General features: G+C 67.3%; 23 protein-coding genes. 21 read left to right on the plus strand and 2 right to left on the minus strand.

All coding sequences use genetic code 11. From position 1 onward, the window contains the following. Positions 1-137 precede the first annotated feature (137 nt). The 14 genes from mdh to ACTJI6_RS15470 all read left to right on the plus strand — a co-directional run bounded on the left by mdh (position 138) and on the right by ACTJI6_RS15470 (position 13,021). The gene (gene mdh, locus ACTJI6_RS15405; RefSeq protein ID WP_126155579.1) at positions 138-1,100 is read left to right on the plus strand and encodes a malate dehydrogenase; all 963 of its coding nucleotides are present in this window, start codon (positions 138-140) and stop codon (positions 1,098-1,100) included. Between the two features lie 117 nt (positions 1,101-1,217). Next, positions 1,218-1,553 (plus strand): hypothetical protein, encoded by a 336-nt coding sequence (locus tag ACTJI6_RS15410; protein ID WP_440801881.1) that lies wholly within the window; start codon positions 1,218-1,220, stop codon positions 1,551-1,553. A 171-nt stretch (positions 1,554-1,724) separates the two neighbouring features. After that, positions 1,725-2,918, plus strand: coding sequence for an ADP-forming succinate--CoA ligase subunit beta (gene sucC / locus ACTJI6_RS15415; RefSeq protein WP_440801882.1), 1,194 nt, complete (start codon positions 1,725-1,727; stop codon positions 2,916-2,918). An 81-nt stretch (positions 2,919-2,999) separates the two neighbouring features. After that, a complete protein-coding gene (gene sucD / locus ACTJI6_RS15420; protein WP_440801884.1) occupies positions 3,000-3,884 on the plus strand; it encodes a succinate--CoA ligase subunit alpha in 885 nt (294 codons plus the stop codon). A 71-nt stretch (positions 3,885-3,955) separates the two neighbouring features. After that, complete coding sequence (locus ACTJI6_RS15425) at positions 3,956-4,306, plus strand: hypothetical protein (protein WP_126155583.1); 351 nt, start codon at positions 3,956-3,958, stop codon at positions 4,304-4,306. 65 nt (positions 4,307-4,371) lie between these two features. Further along, positions 4,372-4,767 (plus strand): hypothetical protein, encoded by a 396-nt coding sequence (locus ACTJI6_RS15430; protein WP_440801887.1) that lies wholly within the window; start codon positions 4,372-4,374, stop codon positions 4,765-4,767. A gap of 7 nt (positions 4,768-4,774) precedes the next feature. Beyond that, the gene (locus ACTJI6_RS15435) at positions 4,775-5,239 is read left to right on the plus strand and encodes a hypothetical protein (protein ID WP_440801889.1); all 465 of its coding nucleotides are present in this window, start codon (positions 4,775-4,777) and stop codon (positions 5,237-5,239) included. 43 nt (positions 5,240-5,282) lie between these two features. After that, positions 5,283-8,249: a 2-oxoglutarate dehydrogenase E1 component gene (locus tag ACTJI6_RS15440; RefSeq protein ID WP_440801890.1), complete on the plus strand. Its 2,967-nt coding sequence runs from the start codon at positions 5,283-5,285 to the stop codon at positions 8,247-8,249. Positions 8,250-8,253: 4 nt separating this feature from the next. Continuing rightward, complete coding sequence (odhB, locus tag ACTJI6_RS15445) at positions 8,254-9,858, plus strand: 2-oxoglutarate dehydrogenase complex dihydrolipoyllysine-residue succinyltransferase (RefSeq protein ID WP_440801893.1); 1,605 nt, start codon at positions 8,254-8,256, stop codon at positions 9,856-9,858. Positions 9,859-9,912: 54 nt separating this feature from the next. Further along, the gene (locus tag ACTJI6_RS15450) at positions 9,913-10,167 is read left to right on the plus strand and encodes a hypothetical protein (RefSeq protein WP_440801894.1); all 255 of its coding nucleotides are present in this window, start codon (positions 9,913-9,915) and stop codon (positions 10,165-10,167) included. Then, complete coding sequence (locus ACTJI6_RS15455; protein ID WP_126155824.1) at positions 10,167-10,556, plus strand: MAPEG family protein; 390 nt, start codon at positions 10,167-10,169, stop codon at positions 10,554-10,556. Before ACTJI6_RS15450 ends, ACTJI6_RS15455 begins: the two co-directional genes overlap by 1 nt. A gap of 53 nt (positions 10,557-10,609) precedes the next feature. Further along, entirely contained in the window at positions 10,610-12,004 is a 1,395-nt protein-coding gene (gene lpdA, locus ACTJI6_RS15460; protein ID WP_440801897.1) for a dihydrolipoyl dehydrogenase, read from the plus strand. Between the two features lie 70 nt (positions 12,005-12,074). After that, entirely contained in the window at positions 12,075-12,533 is a 459-nt protein-coding gene (locus ACTJI6_RS15465) for a transglycosylase SLT domain-containing protein (RefSeq protein WP_440801973.1), read from the plus strand. Between the two features lie 155 nt (positions 12,534-12,688). Next, the gene (locus ACTJI6_RS15470; protein WP_440801899.1) at positions 12,689-13,021 is read left to right on the plus strand and encodes a hypothetical protein; all 333 of its coding nucleotides are present in this window, start codon (positions 12,689-12,691) and stop codon (positions 13,019-13,021) included. A gap of 22 nt (positions 13,022-13,043) precedes the next feature. Here the strand turns inward: ACTJI6_RS15470 and ACTJI6_RS15475 are convergent, their stop codons facing one another. After that, positions 13,044-14,246 (minus strand): phosphoglycerate kinase, encoded by a 1,203-nt coding sequence (locus tag ACTJI6_RS15475; protein ID WP_440801901.1) that lies wholly within the window; start codon positions 14,244-14,246, stop codon positions 13,044-13,046. A gap of 162 nt (positions 14,247-14,408) precedes the next feature. On the opposite strand from ACTJI6_RS15475, the gene ACTJI6_RS15480 reads away from it, so the two are divergent. From ACTJI6_RS15480 to glmM, 7 genes are all read left to right on the plus strand, one after another. Next, positions 14,409-14,915 carry a peptidylprolyl isomerase gene (locus ACTJI6_RS15480; RefSeq protein ID WP_440801903.1) on the plus strand — a complete coding sequence of 169 codons (507 nt, stop codon included), beginning with the start codon at positions 14,409-14,411 and terminating at the stop codon, positions 14,913-14,915. Then, on the plus strand, positions 14,908-15,498 hold the full coding sequence (locus ACTJI6_RS15485) for a peptidylprolyl isomerase (protein ID WP_126155829.1): 591 nt from the start codon (positions 14,908-14,910) through the stop codon (positions 15,496-15,498). The genes ACTJI6_RS15480 and ACTJI6_RS15485 overlap by 8 nt, the downstream gene beginning before the upstream one ends. Before the next feature lie 76 nt (positions 15,499-15,574). After that, positions 15,575-18,118, plus strand: coding sequence for a putative PEP-binding protein (locus ACTJI6_RS15490; protein ID WP_440801905.1), 2,544 nt, complete (start codon positions 15,575-15,577; stop codon positions 18,116-18,118). A gap of 283 nt (positions 18,119-18,401) precedes the next feature. Then, positions 18,402-19,067, plus strand: a complete 666-nt coding sequence (locus ACTJI6_RS15495; protein WP_241232868.1) for a cell wall hydrolase — start codon at positions 18,402-18,404, stop codon at positions 19,065-19,067. 46 nt (positions 19,068-19,113) lie between these two features. Then, complete coding sequence (locus ACTJI6_RS15500) at positions 19,114-19,890, plus strand: dihydroneopterin aldolase (protein WP_440801907.1); 777 nt, start codon at positions 19,114-19,116, stop codon at positions 19,888-19,890. Beyond that, positions 19,887-20,858 carry a dihydropteroate synthase gene (folP, locus tag ACTJI6_RS15505; protein WP_440801908.1) on the plus strand — a complete coding sequence of 324 codons (972 nt, stop codon included), beginning with the start codon at positions 19,887-19,889 and terminating at the stop codon, positions 20,856-20,858. The genes ACTJI6_RS15500 and folP overlap by 4 nt, the downstream gene beginning before the upstream one ends. Further along, positions 20,859-22,205, plus strand: a complete 1,347-nt coding sequence (gene glmM, locus ACTJI6_RS15510; protein WP_440801910.1) for a phosphoglucosamine mutase — start codon at positions 20,859-20,861, stop codon at positions 22,203-22,205. It begins immediately after the preceding gene. Positions 22,206-22,262: 57 nt separating this feature from the next. Here the strand turns inward: glmM and ACTJI6_RS15515 are convergent, their stop codons facing one another. Beyond that, on the minus strand, positions 22,263-23,390 hold the full coding sequence (locus ACTJI6_RS15515; protein ID WP_440801913.1) for an FAD-dependent monooxygenase: 1,128 nt from the start codon (positions 23,388-23,390) through the stop codon (positions 22,263-22,265). Positions 23,391-23,395: the final 5 nt, after the last annotated feature.

A 23,395-nucleotide genomic window follows, 5' to 3' on the forward strand; every position in this document is an offset into this window, starting at 1 on the left:
GCCAGCCATGCGTCCCGGCACGGCGATTGGCAAGTGTCAGCGCCAACAGTGCCGCGCTGCGGCGGCGGAGGCTTGCGATTCGTGCTGCGACCCCGTAACCACCCCGGCAACCATCACCCTGTAATCGGAGGTTATCCATGGCCCGACCCAAAATCGCACTGATCGGTGCGGGGCAGATCGGCGGCACGCTGGCGCATCTGGCCGCGATGAAGGAACTGGGCGATGTCGTCCTGTTCGACATCGCCGAGGGCACGCCGCAGGGCAAGGCCCTGGACATCGCGGAATCCGGCCCGTCCGAGGGTTTCGACGCCGCGCTGAAAGGCACCAACGATTACGCCGACATCGCGGGCGCCGATGTCTGCATCGTCACCGCCGGCGTGCCGCGCAAGCCGGGGATGAGCCGCGACGACCTGCTGGGCATCAACCTCAAGGTCATGAAATCGGTGGGCGAAGGCATTGCCAAGCACGCGCCCAACGCCTTCGTCATCTGCATCACCAACCCGCTGGACGCGATGGTCTGGGCGCTGCGCGAGTTCAGCGGCCTGCCGCATGAGAAAGTCTGCGGCATGGCGGGTGTCCTGGATTCGGCGCGCTTCCGCCACTTCCTGTCGCTGGAATTTGGCGTGTCCATGAAGGACGTGACGGCGTTCGTGCTGGGCGGCCATGGCGACACGATGGTGCCGCTGGTGCGCTATTCGACCGTGGGCGGCATCCCGCTGCCGGATCTGGTCAAGATGGGCTGGACGACCCAGGACAAGCTGGACCAGATCGTGCAGCGCACCCGCGACGGCGGCGCGGAAATCGTCGGCCTGCTGAAGACCGGCAGCGCCTTCTATGCCCCCGCCACCAGCGCGATCGAGATGGCGGAAGCCTATCTGAAGGATCAGAAGCGCGTCCTGCCCTGCGCGGCCTATGTGGACGGTGCCTATGGGCTGAACGGCCTCTATGTGGGCGTGCCCACGGTGATCGGCGCGGGCGGCGTGGAAAAGGTGATCGACATCACCCTGGACGGCGACGAACAAGGGATGTTCACGAAGTCGGTCGACGCTGTGAAGGGCCTGGTCGAGGCCTGCAAGGGCATCGACAGCGCCCTGGCCTGACCGGCCCCCGCAGGACTTGCAAGGCGCGTCCCCCGTAGGCGCGCCTTTTGCATTCGGCGATGTTCATCTTTCCGGTTCCGACGTAGCATTCCGGCGGTAAGCAAACCGGAGGCGACCATGACCAGACACGTCCTGCCTGCTGCCCTTTTCTCTGCCCTGCTGATTGGCGCCTGTTCCGCGCCGCCGACCAGCCCCCGCCCCACCGACCAGTTGCCCTTCATGGGCAGCTGGGATTGCGGCGCCACCACCATGACCTTTACGCCGACATCCTATATCCCGTCGAACGACGCCGCGCCGATCACGATCCGGGGCTTCTCGACCCAGAACCGCGTGACGACCATGACCCTGGCCGACGGCGCGGTGATCCAGGTGCAATGGAAGAACGACAACCAGATCTCCTGGCTGTCCCAGAGCACCGGCGACAGTTTCGAATGCGCGCGCGTGGCGGGCTGACGCTCGGCCGAATCTGACCTTCTGGGCCTTTGTGATCACGGCATTTCCAGCCGTGATCACAATCGGCGCCTTCTTGCGGCTTTCCGGCATTTTACGGGAAAATGGTTTCCCGCGCTGATTGCCTTGTGGCATGACCCCGGCAAATCTGTCGAACCGAAAAAGGGGGTCAGGATGAACATCCACGAATACCAGGCCAAGGCGCTGCTGCGTCAATACGGCGCGCCGGTCAGCGACGGCCGGGTCGTGATCAAGGCGGACGAGGCCAAGTCGGCCGCGGGCGAACTGGACGGCCCCCTGTGGGTCGTCAAGGCGCAGATCCATGCGGGCGGCCGCGGCAAGGGGAGCTTCAAGGAAGCCGCCGCCGGTGAAAAGGGCGGCGTCCGCCTGGCCAAATCCGTGGCCGAGGCCGAGGAACTGACCCGCCAGATGCTGGGCCGCACCCTTGTGACCCACCAGACCGGCCCGGCGGGCAAGCAGGTCAACCGCATCTATATCGAAGACGGCAGCGACATCGCGCGCGAGCTGTATCTGGCCCTGCTGGTGGATCGCGGGTCGTCGCGCGTCAGCTTCGTCGCCTCGACCGAGGGCGGCATGGACATCGAGGAAGTGGCCGCCCACACGCCCGAGAAGATCGTCAGCTTCAGCGTCGATCCGGCGTCCGGCTTGTCCGATTTCCACGGCCGCCGCGTGGCCTTCGCCCTGGGGCTGGAAGGCGCTCAGGTCAAGCAATGCGTGGCCCTGGTCAAGAACCTGTATCGCCTGTTCATCGACAAGGACATGGAGATGCTGGAGATCAACCCGCTGATCGTCACCCCCGAAGGCCAGATCAAGTGCCTGGACGCGAAGATGGGCTTCGACAACAACGCGCTCTATCGCCAGCCCGACATCCTGGCCCTGCGCGACGAGACCGAGGAAGACCCCAAGGAACTGGCCGCGTCGAAGTTCGACCTGAACTACATCGCGCTGGACGGCGAGATCGGCTGCATGGTGAACGGCGCGGGCCTGGCGATGGCCACGATGGACATCATCAAGCTCTATGGCGCGGAACCCGCGAACTTCCTGGACGTGGGCGGCGGCGCGACCAAGGAGAAGGTGACGGAAGCCTTCAAGATCATCACCTCGGATCCGAACGTCAAAGGCATCCTGGTCAACATCTTCGGCGGCATCATGCGCTGCGACATCATCGCGGAAGGCATCATCGCCGCCGTGAAGGAGGTCGGGTTGCAGGTTCCGCTGGTCGTGCGGCTGGAAGGCACGAACGTGGACCTGGGCAAGCAGATCATCCGCGACTCGGGGCTGAACGTGATCCCGGCGGACGACCTGTCGGACGCGGCCGAGAAGATCGTGAAGGCCGTTAAAGGTTGAAACACACGGCGCGTGATTTCACGCGCCTTCCCCTGAACAATGGTGCGTGGGACCACGCACCCTACGTCAAGGAAAGCCGTAATGGCCGTTCTCGTTAACAAAGACACCAAAGTCATCTGCCAGGGGATCACCGGATCCCAGGGCACCTTTCACACCGAACAGGCGATCGCCTATGGCACGCGGATGGTCGGCGGCGTGACGCCCGGCAAGGGCGGCTCCGAACACCTGGGCCTGCCGGTCTTCAACTCGGTCCACGAAGCCGTCGCCAAGACTGGCGCCAATGCGACCGCGATCTACGTCCCGCCCCCCTTCGCGGCGGACTCGATCCTGGAGGCCATCGACGCGCAGATCCCGCTGATCGTCTGCATCACCGAAGGCATCCCGGTGCTGGACATGATGAAGGTGAAACGCGCCCTGCAAGGGTCGCAGTCGCGCCTGATCGGGCCGAACTGCCCCGGCATCATGACCCCTGACGAATGCAAGATCGGCATCATGCCGGGCTCCATCTTCCGTCGCGGTTCCGTCGGCGTGGTCAGCCGGTCCGGCACGCTGACCTATGAGGCGGTCAAGCAGACCTCGGACGTGGGGCTGGGCCAGTCCTCGGCGGTCGGCATCGGCGGCGACCCCATCAAGGGGATGGAGCATATCGACGTGCTTCAGATGTTCCTGGACGACCCCGAGACCGAGTCGATCATCATGATCGGCGAGATCGGCGGTTCGGCCGAGGAAGAAGCGGCCGAATTCCTGGCCGAGCAGAAGAAGAAGGGCAAGTGGAAGCCCACGGCGGGCTTCATCGCGGGCCGCACCGCGCCTCCGGGCCGGCGCATGGGCCATGCAGGCGCCATCGTCTCGGGCGGCAAGGGCGACGCGGAATCGAAGATCGAGGCCATGAAGAAGGCCGGGATCGTCGTCGCCGACAGCCCGGCGGGCTTGGGCGAGGCGGTTCTGAAGGCCATCAAGGGCTGACGCAACCCGGCCCGCGCCGCGCGCGTTCCCCCGGTCAAGAGCAACCGCTCTGTAACAACAGGAGAATCACGATGAAGATGCTTTCAGCGACCCTCATTGCCTCGACTGTCGTGCTGGGGGCCTGCGCGCCCGAGCCGATCACCCGTGTGGAAACCACCGTGACGACCAGCCCGGTCGATACCGAGGCGCTGGCGACGGCGACTGGCCTGCCCGCGGATGCGGTCCTGGGCGTGACCCGCACCGGCAGCCAGTATGTCGTCTTCTATCGCGAGGAAGGCGTCACCGCCGAGCAGCTTGCGGACGCGCCGCGCCTGATCTGCGCCAACACGGCCTCGACCGTGTTCAGCGCCGATCCGGTGGATACGACCGCGCCGCAGTTCGGCACCGGCGGTGTGCAGCGCATGACCGTCACCTGTGCGTGACGCGATTTGACAGCCGATGCCCCCGGCATACCTAAGGGGGCATCGGGACCAATCAGGGGGATGACGTGGACGACCAGCCGCAGCGCGCAGACAGGCTTTCCGCCGGGGCCAAGGCCCGGACCGGCGGCTGCATCGCGCCCCTGTCGCTGGCGGCCCTGCTGACGCTGACGGCCTGCGGCCGCGCGCCCACCACTGACATCCTGCCCGGCGGGATCCCCGCCATGACGAACCTGCACCAGGCCAGCACCCTGCCGCCGGATTCCGTGCGCACCGTCGCGCGGCGGGATTACGGCTGGCGGCTGATCTATCATCCGGCCCGCGCGCCCATCCACGCCGAACAGGGCGCGGCGCGCGCGCTGTGCGGGCTGGAACGCCGCGCGGTGGCGCGGATCGAACGGATTCCCCGCGCCGATCCCTATGCCGATCCCGGCGCGGCCATCATCGACGTTTATTGTGCCTGAGGCGGTCATGACCCTTGCAACTTTCCCCAAATCCCTGCCCCGATCCTTGAATGCCGCCGGACTGCTGGCAGCCCTGCTGCTGGCCGGTTGCGTGCAGACCGTCCCGGTTTCGGCCCCGCCCCCGGTCGCGGCGGCGCCTGCGGTTCCGGCGGTCCCGCCCGTCGCCGCGCCGACCGTGCGCCCCGCCCCGCCCGCCCCTGTCCCGGCGGCCCCCGCGATCCCGGCCGGGCCGGTCGACAGCCGCACCGGCCTGCACCAGGCCGCGCTGATTTCCGTCACCGGCGACGCCGACAGCCGCTTTACCGTGCTGTTCCGCCCGGCCCAGACAGACGCCGGCAAGATTAGCGCGGCGCCCGCGCAGCTGTGCCGCCAGGCGGGCCGCGACCTGAAGGACAGCCGCACCAACAAGCCGGGCGCGGGCAGCGCGATGCCCGGCGTCCAGATGATGATCGTCACCTGCGCCGCCGCCTGACGCGGCCCCACCTTTCCCCATTGCGTCAAGGACGCGAGATCAGATGACCGAACAGCCCAACAACGCCGATTTCCACGACTCGTCCTTCCTGCAAGGGCACAACGCCGCCTATATCGAACAGCTCTATGGCCAGTGGGCGCAGAACCCCGGCGCCTTCGACGCGGCCTGGGACGCCTTCTTCCGCAGCCTGGGCGACGCCGGAGAGGATGCCGCGCGCGAGGCCAAGGGCGCCACCTGGAAGCGTGCCGACTGGCCGCCGCTGCCCTCGGACGAAAACACCGCCGCCCTGACCGGCGAATGGCCGATGGCGTCGAAAAGCGAAGCCACCGCCGCGATGAAGAAGATCGCCGCCAAGGCCGAGGAAAAAGGCGTCACCCTGACCGAGGACCAGATGCGCCAGGCGGTGCTGGATTCGATCCGCGCGCTGATGCTGATCCGCGCCTTCCGCATCCGCGGCCACCTGCACGCGAACCTGGACCCGCTGGGCCTGCGCAACGTCCCCGACCATGGCGAGCTGAACCCCGAAACCTATGGCTTCGGCCCCGGCGACATGGACCGGCCGATCTTCATCGACAACGTGCTGGGACTGGAGGTCGCCTCGATCCGCCAGATCACCGAGCTGATGCAGCGGACCTATTGCGGCACCTTCGCGATCCAGTTCATGCATATCTCGAACCCCGAGGAAGCCGCCTGGCTGAAAGAGCGGATCGAGGGATACGGCAAGGAAATCCAGTTCACCCGCGAAGGCCGCCGCGCCATCCTGAACAAGCTGGTCGAGGCCGAGGGCTTCGAAAAGTTCCTGCATGTCAAATACATGGGCACCAAGCGTTTCGGCCTTGACGGGGGCGAGGCGCTGATCCCGGCGATGGAACAGATCATCAAGCGCGGCGGTGCGCTTGGGGTGAAGGAAATCGTCATCGGCATGCCGCACCGGGGCCGGCTGTCGGTGCTGGCGAACGTGCTGTCGAAGCCCTATCGCGCGATCTTCCACGAATTCCAGGGCGGCAGCTTCAAACCCGAGGACGTGGACGGGTCGGGCGACGTGAAATACCATCTGGGCGCGTCCAGCGACCGGGAATTCGACGGCAACACCGTCCACCTGTCGCTGACCGCGAACCCCTCGCACCTGGAGGCCGTGAACCCGGTCGTGCTGGGCAAGGCGCGGGCCAAGGGCGACCAGTTGGGCGACACCTTCGACCGCAGCAATGTGCTGCCGATCCTGCTGCACGGCGACGCGGCCTTCGCGGGCCAGGGCGTCGTCGCGGAATGCCTGCAACTGTCGGGCATCAAGGGCCACCGCACCGGCGGCTGCATCCATATCGTCGTGAACAACCAGATCGGTTTCACGACCGCGCCGCATTTCAGCCGCACCTCGCCCTATCCGACCGACATCGCGCTGATGGTCGAGGCGCCGATCTTCCACGTCAACGGCGACGACCCGGAAGCCGTGGTCCATGCCGCCAAGGTCGCGACCGAGTTCCGGCAGAAGTTCCAGAAGGACGTGGTTCTGGACATCTTCTGCTATCGCCGCTTCGGTCACAACGAAGGCGACGAGCCGATGTTCACCAACCCAGCGATGTACACCCAGATCAAGGGCCACAAGACCACGCTGCAACTCTATACCGAACGGCTGGTCGCCGACGGCCTGATCCCCGAGGGCGAGATCGAGGACATGAAGGCCGCCTTCCAGGCCCACCTGAACGAGGAGTTCGAGGTCGGCAAGGCCTTCAAGCCGAACAAGGCCGACTGGCTGGACGGCAAGTGGTCGGGCCTGGACCGCGAGGGCGCCGAATACGTGTCCGGCGAAACCGGGATCGAGCCGTCCACGATGGCCCAGATCGGCCGCGCGCTGACCACGGTGCCGGACGGGCACAACCTGCACAAGACCGTGGGCCGGTTGCTGGAAGCCAAGCGCCAGATGTTCGAGACCGGCGAGGGCTTCGACTGGGCCACCGGCGAAGCCCTGGCCTTCGGGTCGCTGCTGCTGGAAGGCAAGCCCGTGCGCCTGGCCGGTCAGGACAGCACGCGCGGCACCTTCAGCCAGCGGCATTCGGCCTTCATCGACCAGAAGACCGAGGATCGCTATTATCCGCTGAACCACATCGCCGACGGCCAGGCCCATTACGAAGTCATCGACTCGATGCTGTCGGAATATGCGGTGCTGGGTTTCGAATACGGCTATTCGCTGGCCGAACCCAACGCCCTGGTTCTGTGGGAAGCGCAGTTCGGCGACTTTGCCAACGGCGCGCAGATCATGTTCGACCAGTTCATCTCGTCCGGCGAGAAGAAATGGCTGCGCATGTCCGGCCTGGTGATGCTGTTGCCGCACGGTTTCGAGGGCCAAGGCCCGGAACACAGCTCGGCCCGCCTGGAACGGTTCCTGCAAATGTGCGCCGAGGACAACTGGATCGTCGCCAACTGCACGACTCCGGCCAACTATTTCCACATCCTGCGCCGTCAGATGCACCGCCGGTTCCGCAAACCGCTGGTGCTGATGACGCCGAAATCGCTGCTGCGCCATCCGAAGGCGGTCAGCCGGGCCGAGGATTTCCAGTCCGGTTCCACCTTCCACCGGGTGCTGTGGGACGACGCGCAGCGCGGGGCGTCCGACATCACGCTGGTGCCCGACCACCGCATCCGCCGCGTCGTGATCTGTTCGGGCAAGGTCTATTACGACCTGCTGAAGGCGCGCGACGAGGCCGGGATCGACGACATCTATCTGCTGCGGCTGGAACAGTTCTATCCCTTCCCCGCGCAGTCGATGGTCAAGGAACTGGCCCGCTTCAAGGATGCCGAGGTGATCTGGTGCCAGGAAGAGCCCAAGAACCAGGGCGGCTGGAGCTTCGTCGAGCCGTATCTGGAATGGTCGCTGGACCGGCTGGGCGCGCGCCACAACCGCGCCCGCTATGTCGGCCGGAACGCCGCCGCATCGGTCGCCACGGGCCTGGGTTCGCGCCACAAGGCCGAACAGGAAGCTCTGGTGAACGAGGCGTTGTCGCTGGAAGGATGACCTGATGCCCACCCAAGTCCGCGTTCCCGCCCTGGGCGAATCCGTCACCGAGGCGACCGTCGCCACCTGGTTCAAGAAGCCGGGCGATGCCGTCGCGGTGGATGAGATGCTGTGCGAACTGGAAACCGACAAGGTGACGGTCGAGGTGCCCAGCCCCTCGGCCGGCATCCTTGCCGAGATCGTCGCGGCGGAAGGCGAAACCGTCGGTCCCGACGCGCTGCTTGCGCAGATCGACGAGGCCGGCAGCGACGCGACCCCGAAATCCCCCAAAGAACAACCGCAGGCCGAGACGGCCCAGAAGACCCCGGAAGGACAAGAGATGAGCGGCAAATCCGTGGATGTGATGGTCCCCGCGCTTGGCGAAAGCGTGACCGAGGCGACCGTGGCCACCTGGTTCAAGAAGGTCGGCGACAGCGTAGCCGCCGACGAGATGCTGTGCGAACTGGAAACCGACAAGGTCTCGGTCGAGGTTCCGGCACCGGCGGCGGGCGTGCTGGCCGAGATCCTGGCCGAGGAAGGCGCCACCGTGGACGCCAAGGCCCGGCTGGCGATCATCACCGAGGGCGCGGCGGGCAGCGCGGGCGCGGCCAAGCCCGCCAGCGGCTCCTCGGACAACAAGGGCGCCTATGGCAATGCCGCGCCCGTCGGATCCGCGTCGGGCGGCGAGGACGGGACCACGGCGGGCCAGGTCGGTTCCCCCGGCGCCGGTCCCGAACAGATGAAGCCGCGCAGCGATGTCGAGGATGCGCCCTCGGCCAAGAAGGCGATGGCCGAACAGGGCGTCAGCCGCGACCAGGTGACGGGTTCGGGCCGCGACGGGCGGGTGATGAAGGAAGACGTCGCCAAGGCCGCTGCGGCGCCGAAAGCCGCCTCCCCCGCCCCGGCGGCCCCCCGCCCGGCCGGGGATGCCGCGCGCGAGGAACGCGTCAAGATGACCCGCCTGCGCCAGACCATCGCCCGGCGTCTGAAGGACGCGCAGAACACCGCTGCGATGCTGACCACCTATAATGAGGCCGACATGTGCGGCATCATGCAGCTTCGCAACGAATACAAGGACGCCTTCGAGAAGAAGCACAAGGTCAAGCTGGGCTTCATGTCCTTCTTCGTGAAGGCCTGCTGCCACGCCCTGAAGGAAGTCCCCGAGGTCAATGCCGAGATCGACGGCACCGACGTGGTCTACAAGAACTTCGTCAACATGGGCGTCGCCGTGGGCACGCCCTCGGGCCTTGTCGTGCCGGTCGTCCGCGACGCCGACCAGAAGGGCTTTGCCCAGATCGAGAAGGAAATCGCCGAACTGGGCGCCAAGGGCCGCGACGGCAAGCTGACCATGCAGGAAATGCAGGGCGGCACCTTCACCATCTCGAACGGCGGGGTCTATGGATCCTTGATGTCCTCGCCCATCCTGAACCCGCCGCAGTCGGGGATCCTGGGAATGCACAAGATCCAGGACCGCCCGGTCGTGGTCGGCGGGCAGATCGTCATCCGTCCGATGATGTATCTGGCGCTGTCCTATGACCACCGGATCGTCGACGGCAAGGGCGCCGTGACCTTCCTGGTCCGGGTGAAAGAGGCGCTGGAAGATCCCCGCCGCCTGCTGATGGATCTGTAAGCCACAGGGCACTGCCGCATCACCGGCAGTGCCCTTTCCCGAAGGAGATAGGCCATGCAACTGATCGCCCATTACGCCGTCGCCGACTATGCCGCCTTCCGCATCGCCTTCGATGCGGATGCCGAGGATCGCGGCAACAACGGCCTGTCGCTGCTGCAATTGTGGCGAGAGGACAACGGGAACGCCTGGGCGCTGTATCAGGTGAACGACGCCAAGGCGGCGCGGGCCTATCTGTCGGGGGCCGCCGCGACCTTCAATGCGCAGGCAGGCGTCCGCGCAACCGATTTCCATTTCGTCGAAACCGCGTGATGACCACCGAACTGACCGTTCTGGCCTTGGCGGGCCTGTTGCAGGCCGTCCAGTTCGCCGCCTTTTCGGTCGCGGCGAACATGCAGGTCGGCCCGAAGGTGGCGATGGGTCCGCGCGACGAGACGCCGAAGCTGACCGGCACCGCGGGCCGCCTGCAACGCGCGCTGGCGAACCACTTTGAAGGGCTGGTCCTGTTCACGCTGGCGGTCGTCGTGGTGACGCTGGGCGGGCAGGCCAGCGGCCTGACTGCGGCCTGCGCGTGGATTTATCTGCTGGCGCGGATCCTCTATGTCCCGGCCTATATCCTGGGCTGGATGCCCTGGCGGTCGGTGATCTGGGGGGTGGGTTTCGCGGCGACGATGGTGATGATAATCGCCGCGCTGATCTGACCGCGCGGCATCGACAACGCCCCAGGGGCGCGAGGGACAAGAAGGAGCAAGCCATGTCCACCTATGATCTGATCGTGATCGGCGCCGGGCCGGGCGGCTATGTCTGCGCCATCCGCGCGGCGCAACTGGGCCTGAAAGTGGCCGTCGTCGAGGGCCGAGAGACGCTGGGCGGCACCTGCCTGAACGTCGGCTGCATCCCCTCCAAGGCGCTGCTGCACGCCAGCCACATGGCTCATGAGACGCACGAGAATTTCGAGAAGATGGGCCTGATGGGCGCCCATGTCACCGTCGATTGGCAGAAGATGCTGGGCTACAAGGCGGAAACCGTCGCGGGCAACACCAAGGGCATCGAATTCCTGTTCAAGAAGAACAAGATCGACTGGCTGAAAGGCTGGGCGGTGATCGAGGCCGCGGGCAAGGTCAAGGTCGGCGACACCACCCATGAGACGAAGAACATCGTCATCGCCAGCGGCTCGGTGCCGTCCGCGCTGAAGGGCGTTACGGTGGACAATGACGCAGGCGTGGTGGTCGATTCCACCGGCGCGCTGGCGCTGCCGAAGATCCCGAAATCCATGGTGGTGATCGGCGCGGGCGTGATCGGGCTGGAGCTTGGCTCGGTCTATGCGCGTCTGAGCGCCGAGGTGACCGTGGTCGAATACCTGGACGCGATCACGCCGGGCATGGACGGCGAGGTGCAGAAGCAGTTCCAGAAGATCCTGACCAAGCAGGGCCTGAAGTTCGTCCTGGGCGCCGCCGTGTCGGGGGTCGAGGCCGCCGAGGGCGGGGCCAAGGTCGCCTATACCCTGCGCAAGGACGACAGCCAGCACAGCCTTGACGCCGAGGTGGTTCTGGTCGCGACCGGCCGCCGTCCCTATGTCGAAGGACTGGGCCTGGATACGCTGGGCGTGGCCCTGACCGATCGCGGCTTCGTCAAGATCGACGACCATTGGCAGACCAGCGTGAAGGGCATCTATGCGATCGGCGACGCAGTGCCTGGCCCGATGCTGGCCCACAAGGCCGAAGACGAGGGCATGGCGGTGGCCGAGGTCATCGCGGGCAAGCATGGTCATGTGAACTATGCCGTGATCCCCGGCGTGATCTACACCACCCCCGAAGTCGCCAGCGTCGGCCTGACCGAGGAAGCGGCCAAGGCGGACGGGCGCAAGATCAAGGTCGGCAAGTTCCCCTTCATGGGCAACGCGCGGGCCAAGGCGATGATGCAGGCGGACGGCTTCGTCAAGCTGATCGCGGATGCGCAAACCGACCGGATCCTGGGTTGCCACATCATCGGCCCGAATGCCGGAGAGATGATCCACGAGGTCTGCGTGGCGATGGAATTCGGCGCCGCCGCCCAGGATCTGGCGCTGACCTGCCACGCGCATCCGACCACCTCGGAAGCGGTGCGGGAAGCGGCGCTTGCCTGCGGCGACGGGGCGATCCATGTCTGACCTGGAAAGGGGGGCGCTGCCCCCCTCGACGCTGGCGCGTCTCACCCCTCGGGATATTTCGGCACAGAAGATGGGGCGTCGGGGGTTGATCCTGGCGGTGCTGGCCCTGGCGGCCTGCGGCGGCGGGCAGCGGATGCGGGACGGGCTGGGCCGCAACGGACTTTACCCCAACGAAACGCCGGAACTGCGGTCGCGCATCAATTACTGGTCGCGCCATTACGAGGTTCCCCCGGCGATGGTGCAGCGGATCATCCTGCGCGAATCGCAGCACCGGCCCGGCGCGCGCAACGGTCCTTACTATGGGCTGATGCAGATCAATCCGCAGACCGCCCGCACCATGGGCCATCGCGGTTCCCCCGCCAGCCTGCTGGAGGCGGACACCAACCTGCGCTATGGTGTCAAATATCTGCGCGGCGCCTGGATGGTGGCGGACGGCAACCCGGACAAGACGGTGATGTGGTATTCGCGCGGCTATTACTATGAAGCCAAGCGCAAGGGGCTGTTGAAGCAGACCGGGCTGAGGGGCTGACAGGCCGGCCATGCGGAACGAAGGGCGTCCTGGGGGGCGCCTTTTTCATGGGCTGGGCGGGATCGGTAAAACCTTAGGAAGTTGGAATTTGGTGCCGGGCGCAAGCTGGGTTAAGAAATGATGAAGGCATTGTTTCACATCAACCCGGAGGCGTCATGCAGACCAGCATCTCCGTCGTTCACGTTACGCCCGTCACGCCGACGTCCACCGCCGCCGTGCCGCTGATCCCCGAGGTGGCGCCCGTCTCGCTGTTCGAGGATGTCATCGAACGCATCACGCCACCGCTGGAATTCCGGGCATGGATGGAAAAGCTGAAAACCTATGCCGAGGCCGCGCGCGGCACCGAGCCGGCCGATCCACAGTCGGTCGCCGAGGCAGAGCAGGCCGCGCCCGCCATGCCCCAGCGGAAACCCGTGGCAGAACCGGTCCCGGTCCCAGGGGACGGCCCCACCCAGGATGCGATGGCGCAGAGCCAGCGAACCGCCTGACGCNGCAGGGCGGCTTGTCGGATCAGTGCTTCGCGTCCTTCAGTGCCGCGACACCGGGCAGTTCCTTGCCCTCCATCCATTCCAGGAAAGCGCCTCCGGCGGTCGAGATGAAGGTGAAGTCCCCCGCGACGCCCGCCTTGTTCAGCGCGGCAACGGTATCCCCGCCCCCGGCCACGGAAATCAGCTTGCCGTCGCGGGTCAGCGATGCGGCCGCCTGCGCCGCCGCATTGGTGGCGCGGTCGAACGGCTCGATCTCGAAAGCGCCGAGGGGTCCGTTCCAGATCAGCGTCTTGCATTTGGCCATCGCGTCCCGCAGCGCGTCGACCGTGGCGGGACCGGCGTCCAGGATCATCGCGTCGACCGGGCATTGATCGACCGGCAGCACCTGGGATTCCGCGCCCGCCTTGAATTCGCGCGCCACCACGATGTCCAGCGGCAGATGGATCACGCAGCCGCCCTGGTCGGCCTTGTCCAGGATTTGGCGCGCAGTGTCGGCCATGTCGCGTTCGGCCAGCGACTTGCCGACCTCGACCCCCTTGGCGACAAGGAAGGTGTTGGCCATGCCGCCGCCGATCACCAGATGGTCCACCTTGTCGACCAGGTTCATCAGCAGATCCAGCTTGGTCGAGACCTTGGCCCCGCCCACCACCGCCATCACCGGACGAAGCGGATTACCAAGCGCCGCATCCAGCGCCTTCAGCTCGGCCTCCATCAGCCGTCCCGCGCCCGAGGGCAGAAGCCGCGCCAAACCCTCGGTCGAGGCATGGGCGCGATGCGCGGCGGAAAAGGCGTCGTTGATATAAACCTTGCCAAGCGCCGCGATGGATGCGGCGAAAGTCGGATCGTTCTTTTCCTCGCCCTCGTGAAAGCGGGTGTTTTCCAGCAGCGCCACATCGCCGGGCTTCAGGTCGGCCACCACGCGCTTGGCCGGGCCGCCGATGCAGTCGTCGGCGAAGGCGACCGGCTGGCCCAAGGCGGCCTCCAGCGCGGGGACGATCTGCTTCAGGCTCATCGACTCGACCCGCTTGCCCTTGGGGCGATCGAAATGGGCCAGCAGCACCGGGATGCCGCCGCGCGCCTGGATGTCCTTGACCGTCGGCACGATCTTTTCGATCCGCGTCGCGTCGGTCACGCGGCCGTCTTCAACCGGCACGTTCACATCCACGCGGGTCAGGACGACCTTGCCGTCCATGTCCAGATCGTCAATCGTCTTGAAGTCGGCCATCGTGTCGTCCTTTCGGGCATTTGGGCTTGGATGGCTTGTCCCGCATGGGCGTCCCGGCGTCAACTCTCGCGTAAGTATGATCCCGCCGTGAACGGGTTTGCGCGTTGCCCTTGGGGCGGCAAAGCCCTAGACCAAGGACCGAACGTGGCAAAGGAGGGCCGCATGGCCGAGATCAAGGATCCCGAAAACACCATCATCATCCAGTTGAAGGACGGTCCCGTCGTCATCGAACTGCTGAGCGATGTGGCCCCGAAACATGCCGAACGCATGAAGGAACTGGCCCGCGCCGGGAAATACGACAACGTGGCCTTCCACCGCGTGATCGAGGGCTTCATGGCCCAGACCGGCGACGTGCAGCACGCCAACATGGAAAACAACTACAACCCCGGCCGGTCCGGCACCGGCGGTTCCGACCTGCCCGACCTTCCGGCGGAGTTTTCCAAGCTGCCTCATGATCGCGGCACCCTGGGCGCGGCGCGGTCGCAGAACCCCAACAGCGCCAACAGCCAGTTCTTCATCAACTTCAAGGACAACCATTTCCTGAACGGCCAGTACACCGTCTATGGCCGGGTGATCGAAGGCATGGAGCATGTGGACAAGATCGCGCGGGGCGAACCGCCTGCGAACCCGGACCGCATGATCAGCGTCAAGGTGGCGGCCGATGCGTAAGCTGCTGATCCCCGCACTGGTGCTGGCCGCATCGGCGGCCCATGCCCAAGCCCCCGCCCATGAGGACGGCCCCGGCCCGAACATGGTGATCGAGGTCGCCGCCGCCGATGGTACGCCCAAGGGCACCATCACGCTGGATCTGCTGGCCGACAAGGCGCCGAACCATGTCGCCCGGCTGGTGGAACTGGCCAAGGCCGGGGCCTATGACGGCGTGGTGTTCCACCGCGTCATCGACGGCTTCATGGCCCAGACCGGCGATGTCGAACATGGCAAGCAGGGCGGCGCCAGCGTCAGCATGGCGGGCATGGGCGGATCGGACCTGCCGGATCTGGAAGCCGAGTTCAACGATGTCTCGTTCCAGGCGGGCACCGTCGGCATGGCCCGCGCCCAGGATCCGAACAGCGCCAACAGCCAGTTCTTCATCGACCTGGCGCCCGCGACCTTCCTGGACGGGCAATACACGGTCGTCGGCCAGTTGATCGACGGCTGGGACGTGCTGAACCAGGTCAAGAAGGGCGATGCGAACGCCAACGGCGCGGTCGAAAGTCCCGATTACATGGCCAAGGTCACGATCGTCGAATAAGACAGGACGAAGGGGGCCGCGGCCCCCTTTTTCGCGCTTGCGGCATCGGCTGCCCAACGCCTATCTTGCGCGCGACATGGACCCGCGCAACCTTCCCGATGTGACGGAAATCACCCCCTCGGCCGGGGTCGAACGCGCCTGTCACGGCTGGCGGGCGAAATGCCTGCAACGGCTGGTCAGGATGCACCTGCCGGTGCCGCGCAGCTTCGCCATCCCATCGGAATCCGTGCAATCCATCGCCACCGGCAAGCGCGTCGATCTGGGCGCGCTGTCCGAGCTGTTCGCGGAAGGCGACGGGCTGGTCAGCGTCCGCCCCTCGGCGCTGATGCCGGAATGGGGCGGGCCGGGCACGATCCTGAACGTCGGCATCAACGACCAGACTCACGACCGCCTGGCCAGACGCATCGGCAAGGAAAACGCGGACACGCTGTATCGCCGCTTCGTCCAGGGCTATGCCATCCACATCGCCCGGCTGGATCCCGACATGTTCGCCCAGGAGGGCGAGGACGCCCTGGCCGAGGCCCTGCGCAGCTATCGCGAGGAAACCGACGAGGATTTCCCCCAGGATCCCGCCACCCAACTGGCCGAGGTTCTGCGGTCCATGGCCCGCGCCTGGGACGGCCCGACCGCGCGGCTGCTGCGCCAGGCCAAGGGCGCCCCCCCCGATGCGCCGCTGGGGCTGGTGGTGCAGCAGATGGCGCTTGGCCTGGGGCCGGGCCTTTGCGGGTCGGGCAGCATCCAGTTCGTCGATTCCGTCACCGGCACCCCCCGCATCACCGGCCGCTTCCGCCGCCAGCATCACGGCGGCACTCAGGGTGCCGACGCCCAGACCCAGTTCCTGACCCGCGACGAACGCGGCCCCTCGCTTGAGGATACCGCGCCCGAGGTCTTTGCCGACCTGATCCGCTTTGGCGTCGCCGCCCGCGAACGCCTGCGCGAGGAGATGCAGATCGAATTCGTGGTGGTCGACGGCCGGGTCTCGGTCATCGACGCCACGCGGGTGCAGCGCAGTTCTCGGGCCGGGATCCGCATCGCGGTGGCCCTGGCGCGCGACGGCATCATCCCGGAATCCGAGGCCGTGATGCGCGTCGAACCCCGCGCGCTGGCCGACCTTCTGCACCAGCAGGTCGATCCGCGCGCCCCGCGCGAGGTGATCGCGCGCGGTATCAACGCCAGCCCCGGCGCCGCGACCGGCCGGATCGTCTTCACCGCCGCCGCCGCCCAAGCCGCCGCCGCGCGGGACGAGGCCTGCATCCTGGTCCGCCGCGAAACGGTCCCGGAAGATGTGCGCGGGATGCACGCTTCCGTCGGGGTGCTGACCGAACGCGGCGGCACCACCAGCCACGCGGCGGTGATCGCGCGCGGCATGGGCCTGCCCTGCATCGTCGGCGCCACCGGGATCAGCATCGACGCCCGGCAGCGAACCCTGCGCGCGGGCGCCACCACCCTGCTGGAAGGCGACGAGATCACCATCGACGGATCGACCGGAGAGGTTCTGGCGGGCCGCGTTCCCCTGCTGGAACCGGCGCTTGACGACAATTTCACGCAACTGCTGGACTGGGCCGACGCGGCCGGGGGCATCAGCGTGCGCGCCAATGCCGACACGCCCGAGGACGCCCGCACCGCGCGGCGCTTCAATGCGCAGGGCATCGGGCTGTGCCGGACCGAGCATATGTTCTTCGATGCCGACCGCCTGCCCGCCATGCGCGAGATGATCTTTGCCGACAAGCCCGAGGATCGGCGCCTGGCCCTGGACCGGATCCTGCCCATGCAGCGCCAGGATTTCACCGCGCTGTTCGAGATCATGGCGGGGCTGCCCGTCACCATCCGACTGTTCGACCCGCCGCTGCACGAATTCCTGCCCCATGACCGCGAAGGCTTGCGCGAACTGGCCGATTCGATGGACCTGCCGCTGTCCGACGTGACCCGCCGGGTCGAGGCGCTGTCGGAATTCAACCCGATGCTGGGAATGCGCGGGGTCCGATTGGGGATCACCGTTCCCGAAATCTATGACATGCAGGCCCGCGCCATCTTCGAGGCCACCGTGGACGCCAGCCGCAAGGGCGATCCGGTGGTGCCCGAGATCATGATCCCGCTGGTCAGCGCCATGCGAGAGGTCGAGTTGGTCAAGAACCGCATCGACGCCGTGGCTGCCGAGGTCAGGAACGACCGCCGCACCGATTTCGCCTATCGCCTGGGGGTGATGGTGGAAACGCCGCGCGCCTGCCTGCGGGCGGGCGACATCGCCGCGCATTCCGCCTTCCTGTCCTTCGGCACCAATGACCTGACGCAGATGACCTATGGGTTGTCGCGCGACGATGCCGGACGGTTCATGGGCACCTATGTCGGTCAGGGCGTCTATGCCGAGGATCCGTTCCACTGCCTGGATCAGGACGGCGTGGGGGAATTGCTGCTGACCGGGGCGCAGCGCGCGCGCGCGCAGCATCCCGGCATCACCATCTCGGTCTGCGGGGAACATGGCGGCAACCCCGAATCCATCGGCTTCTGCCATGATGCGGGTTTCGACTATGTGTCCTGTTCGCCGTTCCGGGTGCCGGTGGCGCGCCTGGCGGCGGCCCACGCAGCCCTGCGCGCGGGTCGCCGCGACACGGTTTCCTGACCGATTCGAGGCCGCTTCTCGGATTTTTCGGCGTTGTGACAGCGCCTTAACAAACCCGCGATGGTTGTCTTCTTGCCGAAACTTGCCGGTTTCGCGCCTGAAGGTCGGCGGGATGCTGCCGGAAACGGCCGGTTTCGGCCCTTAAAGGGGTTTCACGAACAAGTTCCGTGGCGGGGCCAATTCCTAAAACCGTAATCATTTCGCCAGCCGCCGCGCCATCCTTCTGCTCGGGACCGCGGCGATCTTAACACCCTGTCCATTCGACACGGCTATAGGAATGAATATGGAAACGCTGCTTCAGCGGCTGGCGCCGTTTTGCCTGTGCGCCGCTGCCCTGACCTTCACGGCGACAGGCGCCATTGCGGGCAACGGATCGTTGTTCGCATCCGATACCGGTCTGTTCGGCGCCGCGCCCAAGACGCAGGCCGCCCCGCGACCGACGCCGGTTCTATACACCGGCAATGAACCTGTGAAGGCCGAAACCGCCGTCGCCGACGACAAACCGCAGGCCCAGCTGCTGCTGGCCAGCACCGGCAAGGCGACGCGGGGCCGGTTCGACGAACGCGACCTCAACTGCATGGCCGAGGCGATCTATCACGAGGCGCGCGGCGAAAGCACCCAAGGCCAGGCCGCCGTGGCCGAGGTGATCCTGAATCGCGTCGAAAGCCGGCAGTTCCCGTCCTCGGTCTGCGGGGTGGTGAACCAGCCCAGCCAGTTCAGCTATACCATCGGCGGCCGCAAGGCGATCGGCAACAAGGCCGCCTATCTGCGCGCCCGAGAGATCGCCCGCCGGGCGCTTGGCGGCGCGCCGCGCGTGCTGACCGGCGGGGCCACCTATTTCCACACGCCCGCCGTCCGCCCCGACTGGTCGCGCCGCTTCCAGCGCACCGTGCGGATCGGACAGCACATCTTCTATCGCCCCGGCGGCCAGCGCGTCGCGTCGAACTGACGCCGGGCTTGCCTGCCGCCTGGTTTTCCTGTGAATGGCAGGCATGATGAGCCAGCCCGACCGCATCCACCTGCGCGACCACCTTGTCGAAGCCGAGATCGGCGCCTTCCAGTCCGAACGCGGCCGCACCCAGCGGCTGCGGTTCTCGCTGACGGTGGCCCTGCGCGATCCGGTCGATGCCGGGGACGATCACGTGGACCGGATCCTGTCCTATGACGTTCTGGTCCAGGCGGTCGAAACCGCGCTTGCCGATCAGCGCTACAATCTGGTGGAAACCCTGGCCGAACGCATCGCGGCCGAGGTTCTGGCCCATCCCCAGGCTGCCAGCATCGCCGTGACCGTGGAAAAGCTGGATCGCGGGCCGGGCGCGCTTGGCATCACCATCACGCGCGACGCGGGCCGGATGCCGGTCGCCCGGCATGTGCTGCCCGTGCGGATCGTCGTGGGACAGCCCGCCGCCTTGCCGCCGGGCGCGGTGATCGTAATCCCCGATGCGCCCGCCCCCCTGCCCGGCGGCGGCGATCCCCGGAGAATTGCCTTGCTGGGATTCGACCAGGCAGCCTGGATCCTGTGCGCCCGGCTGGGGATCGAGGTCGCCGAGACCCGCACCGAACTGGACGCCGCGATCCGCGCGGAATCGCCCGTGGTCTGGGCGCCCGCAAGGCTGGCGGTCGAGGCGCCCTCGGTCGCGCCCCAGGCCGCGCCCCTGGCCTTCTGGCTGGCCGCGCGCCTGTCCGCCACCCGCGTCGATATCGCATCCGACGCGCCCCTGCCCGACGCGCCCGACGGTATCGCCTTGGGCCGGATCGCGGGTGCGGCATGAACGTCTATGCCCGTCCCATCCCGCTGCCCCATGGCCGATACCCGCTGGCGGGCGGCTGGACGCGCTTTTCGCAGGTCGAGATCCTGGAACGCGGCAAGCCCCCTCGGATCAGCGACGACATCCCCCCCGACCTGCTGGACCGCCTGACCGCGCGGCGTCCGGCCGTCGCGGGCTTGCCTTTGGACAGGCCGCGCGTGATGGGCATCGTCAACGCGACGCCCGACAGCTTTTCGGACGGCGGGCGGTATGACGCCGCCAGCCACGGCGCGGATCTGATCCGGGACGGGGCCGACATCCTGGACATCGGCGGCGAATCGACCCGTCCCGGCGCGGCCGAAGTGCCCGCGGCCGAGGAAACCGCCCGCATCGTCCCGGCGATCCGGGCGCTGGCCCATGCTCCCATCTCGGTCGATACGCGCAAGGCCGCCGTCGCCCGCGCCGCCCTGGATGCGGGCGCGGCGATGGTCAACGACGTGTCGGGCTTCGATTTCGACCCCGCGCTGGCGCAGGTGGTCGCCGACGCCAGGGTGCCGGTCTGCCTGATGCATGCGCAGGGCCTGCCCGCGACGATGCAGGACGATCCGCGCTATGATGACGTGCTGCTGGACGTGTATGACGCGCTGGAGGCGCGGATCCGGCGGGCCGAGGCGGCGGGCATTCCGCGCGCGCGCATCGTCGTCGATCCGGGCATCGGCTTCGGCAAGACGCAGGCGCATAATCTTGCCATCCTGCGGCGGATTTCGCTGTATCATGGCCTGGGCTGCGCGATCCTGCTGGGCGTCTCGCGCAAGCGGTTCATCGGGACGATCGGCGGGGCGGACGACCCGGCCGATCGATCGCCGGGAACGCTTGCACTGACACTGGCGGCTGTGGCGCAGGGGGTGCAGATCCACCGCGTCCACGACGTGCGGGGACTGATTCAAGGACTGCGGCTGTGGCAGGCCGTCAACAACGAAAAGGCAGACTAGATGAGCAGAGGCTTGTTCGGGACAGACGGTGTGCGCGGGCGCGCCAACACCCATCCCATGACCGCCGAGATGGCGCTGCGCCTGGGCGCGGCGGCGGGGCGCTATTTCCGGCGCGAGGGCGATGACAGCGCGCATCGCGTGGTGATCGGCAAGGACACGCGCCTGTCGGGATACATGCTGGAGAACGCCCTGACCGCCGGGCTGACCAGCACCGGCATGAATGTGCTGCTGCTGGGTCCGGTGCCTACCCCCGCCGTGGGGTTCCTGACCCGGTCGATGCGGGCGGATGTGGGCATCATGATTTCCGCCAGCCACAACCCGGCCGAGGATAACGGCATCAAGTTCTTCGGCCCCGACGGCTTCAAACTGTCGGACGAGGCCGAGGCCGCCATCGAAGCCATCGTCGCGGGCGACATCACCCCCGCCCAGCCCGCCAATATCGGCCGCGCCAAGCGGATCGAGGACGGGCGCGGCCGCTATGTCGAATATGCCAAGACCACCTTTCCGGCCGGACGACGGCTGGACGGGCTGCGCGTCGTGATCGACTGCGCGAACGGCGCGGCCTATCGCGCCGCCCCGGACGTGCTGTGGGAACTGGGCGCCGAGGTGATCCCGATCGGGGTCGATCCCGACGGGCGCAACATCAACGCGGGCGTGGGTTCGACCCACCCCGAGGCCTGCGCCGCGGCGGTCCTGGCCCATGGCGCGCATCTGGGCATCAGCCTGGACGGCGACGCGGACCGGGTCATCATCATCGACGAAAAGGGCCGGGTGGCCGATGGCGACCAGATCATGGCGCTGATGGCGGCCCGCTGGGCGGCTCAGGGACGGCTGCGGGGCGACGCCCTGGTCGCCACCGTGATGTCGAATCTGGGGCTGGAGCATTTCCTGTCGGGGCGCGGCCTGCGACTGGAACGCACCAAGGTCGGCGACCGCTATGTGGTCGAACGGATGCGAGAGGGCGGTTTCAACCTGGGCGGCGAACAGTCCGGCCATATCGTGATGACCGACTATGCCACCACCGGCGACGGGCTGATCGCGGCGATGCAGTTCCTGGCCGCCATGGCCGAGACCGGGGACAGCGCCAGCACCCTTGCCGCGCAATTCGACCCGGTGCCGCAGATGCTGAAGAACGTCCGCTATGCCGCAGGCGCCGACCCCCTGTCGGCGGTCGAGGTCCGCGCCGTCATCGCCGATGCCGAGGCGCGGCTGGCGGGCACGGGCCGCGTGCTGATCCGCAAATCCGGCACCGAGCCCCTGATCCGCGTCATGGCCGAGGCCGATAACGAGGCGGTTCTGCGCGAGGTCGTGGACGGAATCGTCGCGGCGGTGGAGAAGGCGGCGTAAGGCAAGGCCGGGGGTTTCACACCCCCGGACCCCCGTGGGATATTTCCGCACAGAAGATCAGGACATTTCCGTCACGGGATCGAAGTCATAGATCCAGTCGAAGCGCCCCAGGATCGCGTCGGGCGCGATCATCCCCCCCAGCCGCAGCGCGGCATGGGCGGCCAGGCGCTTCGGTCCCGTCAGGTGATAGTTGCGGGCATTGGCATTCGCCGCCGCGACGATCCGGGTTGCGCGCGGCTTGCGCAGCGATTCGTATCGCGCCAGGGCTGCGGGCTGGTCGGGCGCGGCGTCCAGACAGGCGGCCAGCGTCCAGGCATCCTCTATCGCCATGCAGGCGCCCTGCGCCATGAAGGGCAGCGTCGGGTGGGCGGCGTCGCCCAGGATCGCCATGCGGCCGTCCTGCCAGCGGGATGCGACCTCGTGCCGGAACAGGCCCCAGACATGGACGGCATCGACCCGCGCCAGCCAGCCCGGAACCGGACCGCCGAACCCGGCGAAGGCCGCGCGCAGGTTGGCCGGATCGTCGGGATGCGACCAGCCTTCGTCGCGCCACTCGCGCGTTTCCAGAACGGCCACGATATTGCGCAGCCCGCCCGACAGCGGATAGCTGACCAGATGGCGGCCCGGTCCCATGAAGACCTGCGCCTCGGGCGTGTCGTCATCATCGGCGATGACGGCGCGCCAGGCGGTCTGGCCGGTGAAGAACGGCACCTCGCGCCCGTTCAGCGCCGCGCGGATGCGGCTGTGCAGCCCGTCGGCGCCGATCAGAAGGGGCGCTTCGGGCGGGATTTCGACCGTCCGGTCCAGATGGATCGTCACGCCCCGTTCACGGGCGGATTGTTCCAGAACCTCGATCAGGCGGGCGCGGTGGATCAGCCGGAAGGGGGCGCCGGGCCGGTGGCGGGCCAGATCCAGCCGCACGACCTGGGCGCCCGCAGCCTCGCGCAGGACGACGGCGCGGCTGGGCAGGGACACCGCGTCAAGCGCGGACAACAGGCCAAGCGCCTGCATGACGCGCAGCGCGTTGGGGGACAGTTGCAGGCCTGCGCCGACCTCGGTGATGGCGGGGGCGCGTTCCAGGACGTCGACCTGGGCGCCGCGCCGGCGCAGGGCGATGGCGGCCGTCAGGCCCGCGACGCCGCCGCCGACGATGGTGACAGGCCGTGCGTGCAGGGCGCCGCCCATGGCCG

The organism is Paracoccus sp. 22332 (assembly GCF_052045125.1).
Classification (GTDB): Bacteria; Pseudomonadota; Alphaproteobacteria; order Rhodobacterales; family Rhodobacteraceae; genus Paracoccus; species Paracoccus haematequi_A.

Bases quoted from the DNA above. Each gene is read 5' to 3' on its own strand.
- mdh (WP_126155579.1), top strand. From the start codon at position 138: ATGGCCCGACCCAAAATCGCACTGATCGGTGCGGGGCAGATCGGCGGC.
- ACTJI6_RS15410 (WP_440801881.1), top strand. From the start codon at position 1,218: ATGACCAGACACGTCCTGCCTGCTGCCCTTTTCTCTGCCCTGCTGATT.
- sucC (WP_440801882.1), top strand. From the start codon at position 1,725: ATGAACATCCACGAATACCAGGCCAAGGCGCTGCTGCGTCAATACGGC.
- sucD (WP_440801884.1), top strand. From the start codon at position 3,000: ATGGCCGTTCTCGTTAACAAAGACACCAAAGTCATCTGCCAGGGGATC.
- ACTJI6_RS15425 (WP_126155583.1), top strand. From the start codon at position 3,956: ATGAAGATGCTTTCAGCGACCCTCATTGCCTCGACTGTCGTGCTGGGG.
- ACTJI6_RS15435 (WP_440801889.1), top strand. From the start codon at position 4,775: ATGACCCTTGCAACTTTCCCCAAATCCCTGCCCCGATCCTTGAATGCC.
- ACTJI6_RS15440 (WP_440801890.1), top strand. From the start codon at position 5,283: ATGACCGAACAGCCCAACAACGCCGATTTCCACGACTCGTCCTTCCTG.
- odhB (WP_440801893.1), top strand. From the start codon at position 8,254: ATGCCCACCCAAGTCCGCGTTCCCGCCCTGGGCGAATCCGTCACCGAG.
- ACTJI6_RS15450 (WP_440801894.1), top strand. From the start codon at position 9,913: ATGCAACTGATCGCCCATTACGCCGTCGCCGACTATGCCGCCTTCCGC.
- ACTJI6_RS15455 (WP_126155824.1), top strand. From the start codon at position 10,167: ATGACCACCGAACTGACCGTTCTGGCCTTGGCGGGCCTGTTGCAGGCC.
- lpdA (WP_440801897.1), top strand. From the start codon at position 10,610: ATGTCCACCTATGATCTGATCGTGATCGGCGCCGGGCCGGGCGGCTAT.
- ACTJI6_RS15465 (WP_440801973.1), top strand. From the start codon at position 12,075: ATGGGGCGTCGGGGGTTGATCCTGGCGGTGCTGGCCCTGGCGGCCTGC.
- ACTJI6_RS15470 (WP_440801899.1), top strand. From the start codon at position 12,689: ATGCAGACCAGCATCTCCGTCGTTCACGTTACGCCCGTCACGCCGACG.
- ACTJI6_RS15475 (WP_440801901.1), bottom strand. From the start codon at position 14,246: ATGGCCGACTTCAAGACGATTGACGATCTGGACATGGACGGCAAGGTC.
- ACTJI6_RS15480 (WP_440801903.1), top strand. From the start codon at position 14,409: ATGGCCGAGATCAAGGATCCCGAAAACACCATCATCATCCAGTTGAAG.
- ACTJI6_RS15485 (WP_126155829.1), top strand. From the start codon at position 14,908: ATGCGTAAGCTGCTGATCCCCGCACTGGTGCTGGCCGCATCGGCGGCC.
- ACTJI6_RS15490 (WP_440801905.1), top strand. From the start codon at position 15,575: ATGGACCCGCGCAACCTTCCCGATGTGACGGAAATCACCCCCTCGGCC.
- ACTJI6_RS15495 (WP_241232868.1), top strand. From the start codon at position 18,402: ATGGAAACGCTGCTTCAGCGGCTGGCGCCGTTTTGCCTGTGCGCCGCT.
- ACTJI6_RS15500 (WP_440801907.1), top strand. From the start codon at position 19,114: ATGAGCCAGCCCGACCGCATCCACCTGCGCGACCACCTTGTCGAAGCC.
- folP (WP_440801908.1), top strand. From the start codon at position 19,887: ATGAACGTCTATGCCCGTCCCATCCCGCTGCCCCATGGCCGATACCCG.
- glmM (WP_440801910.1), top strand. From the start codon at position 20,859: ATGAGCAGAGGCTTGTTCGGGACAGACGGTGTGCGCGGGCGCGCCAAC.
- ACTJI6_RS15515 (WP_440801913.1), bottom strand. From the start codon at position 23,390: ATGGGCGGCGCCCTGCACGCACGGCCTGTCACCATCGTCGGCGGCGGC.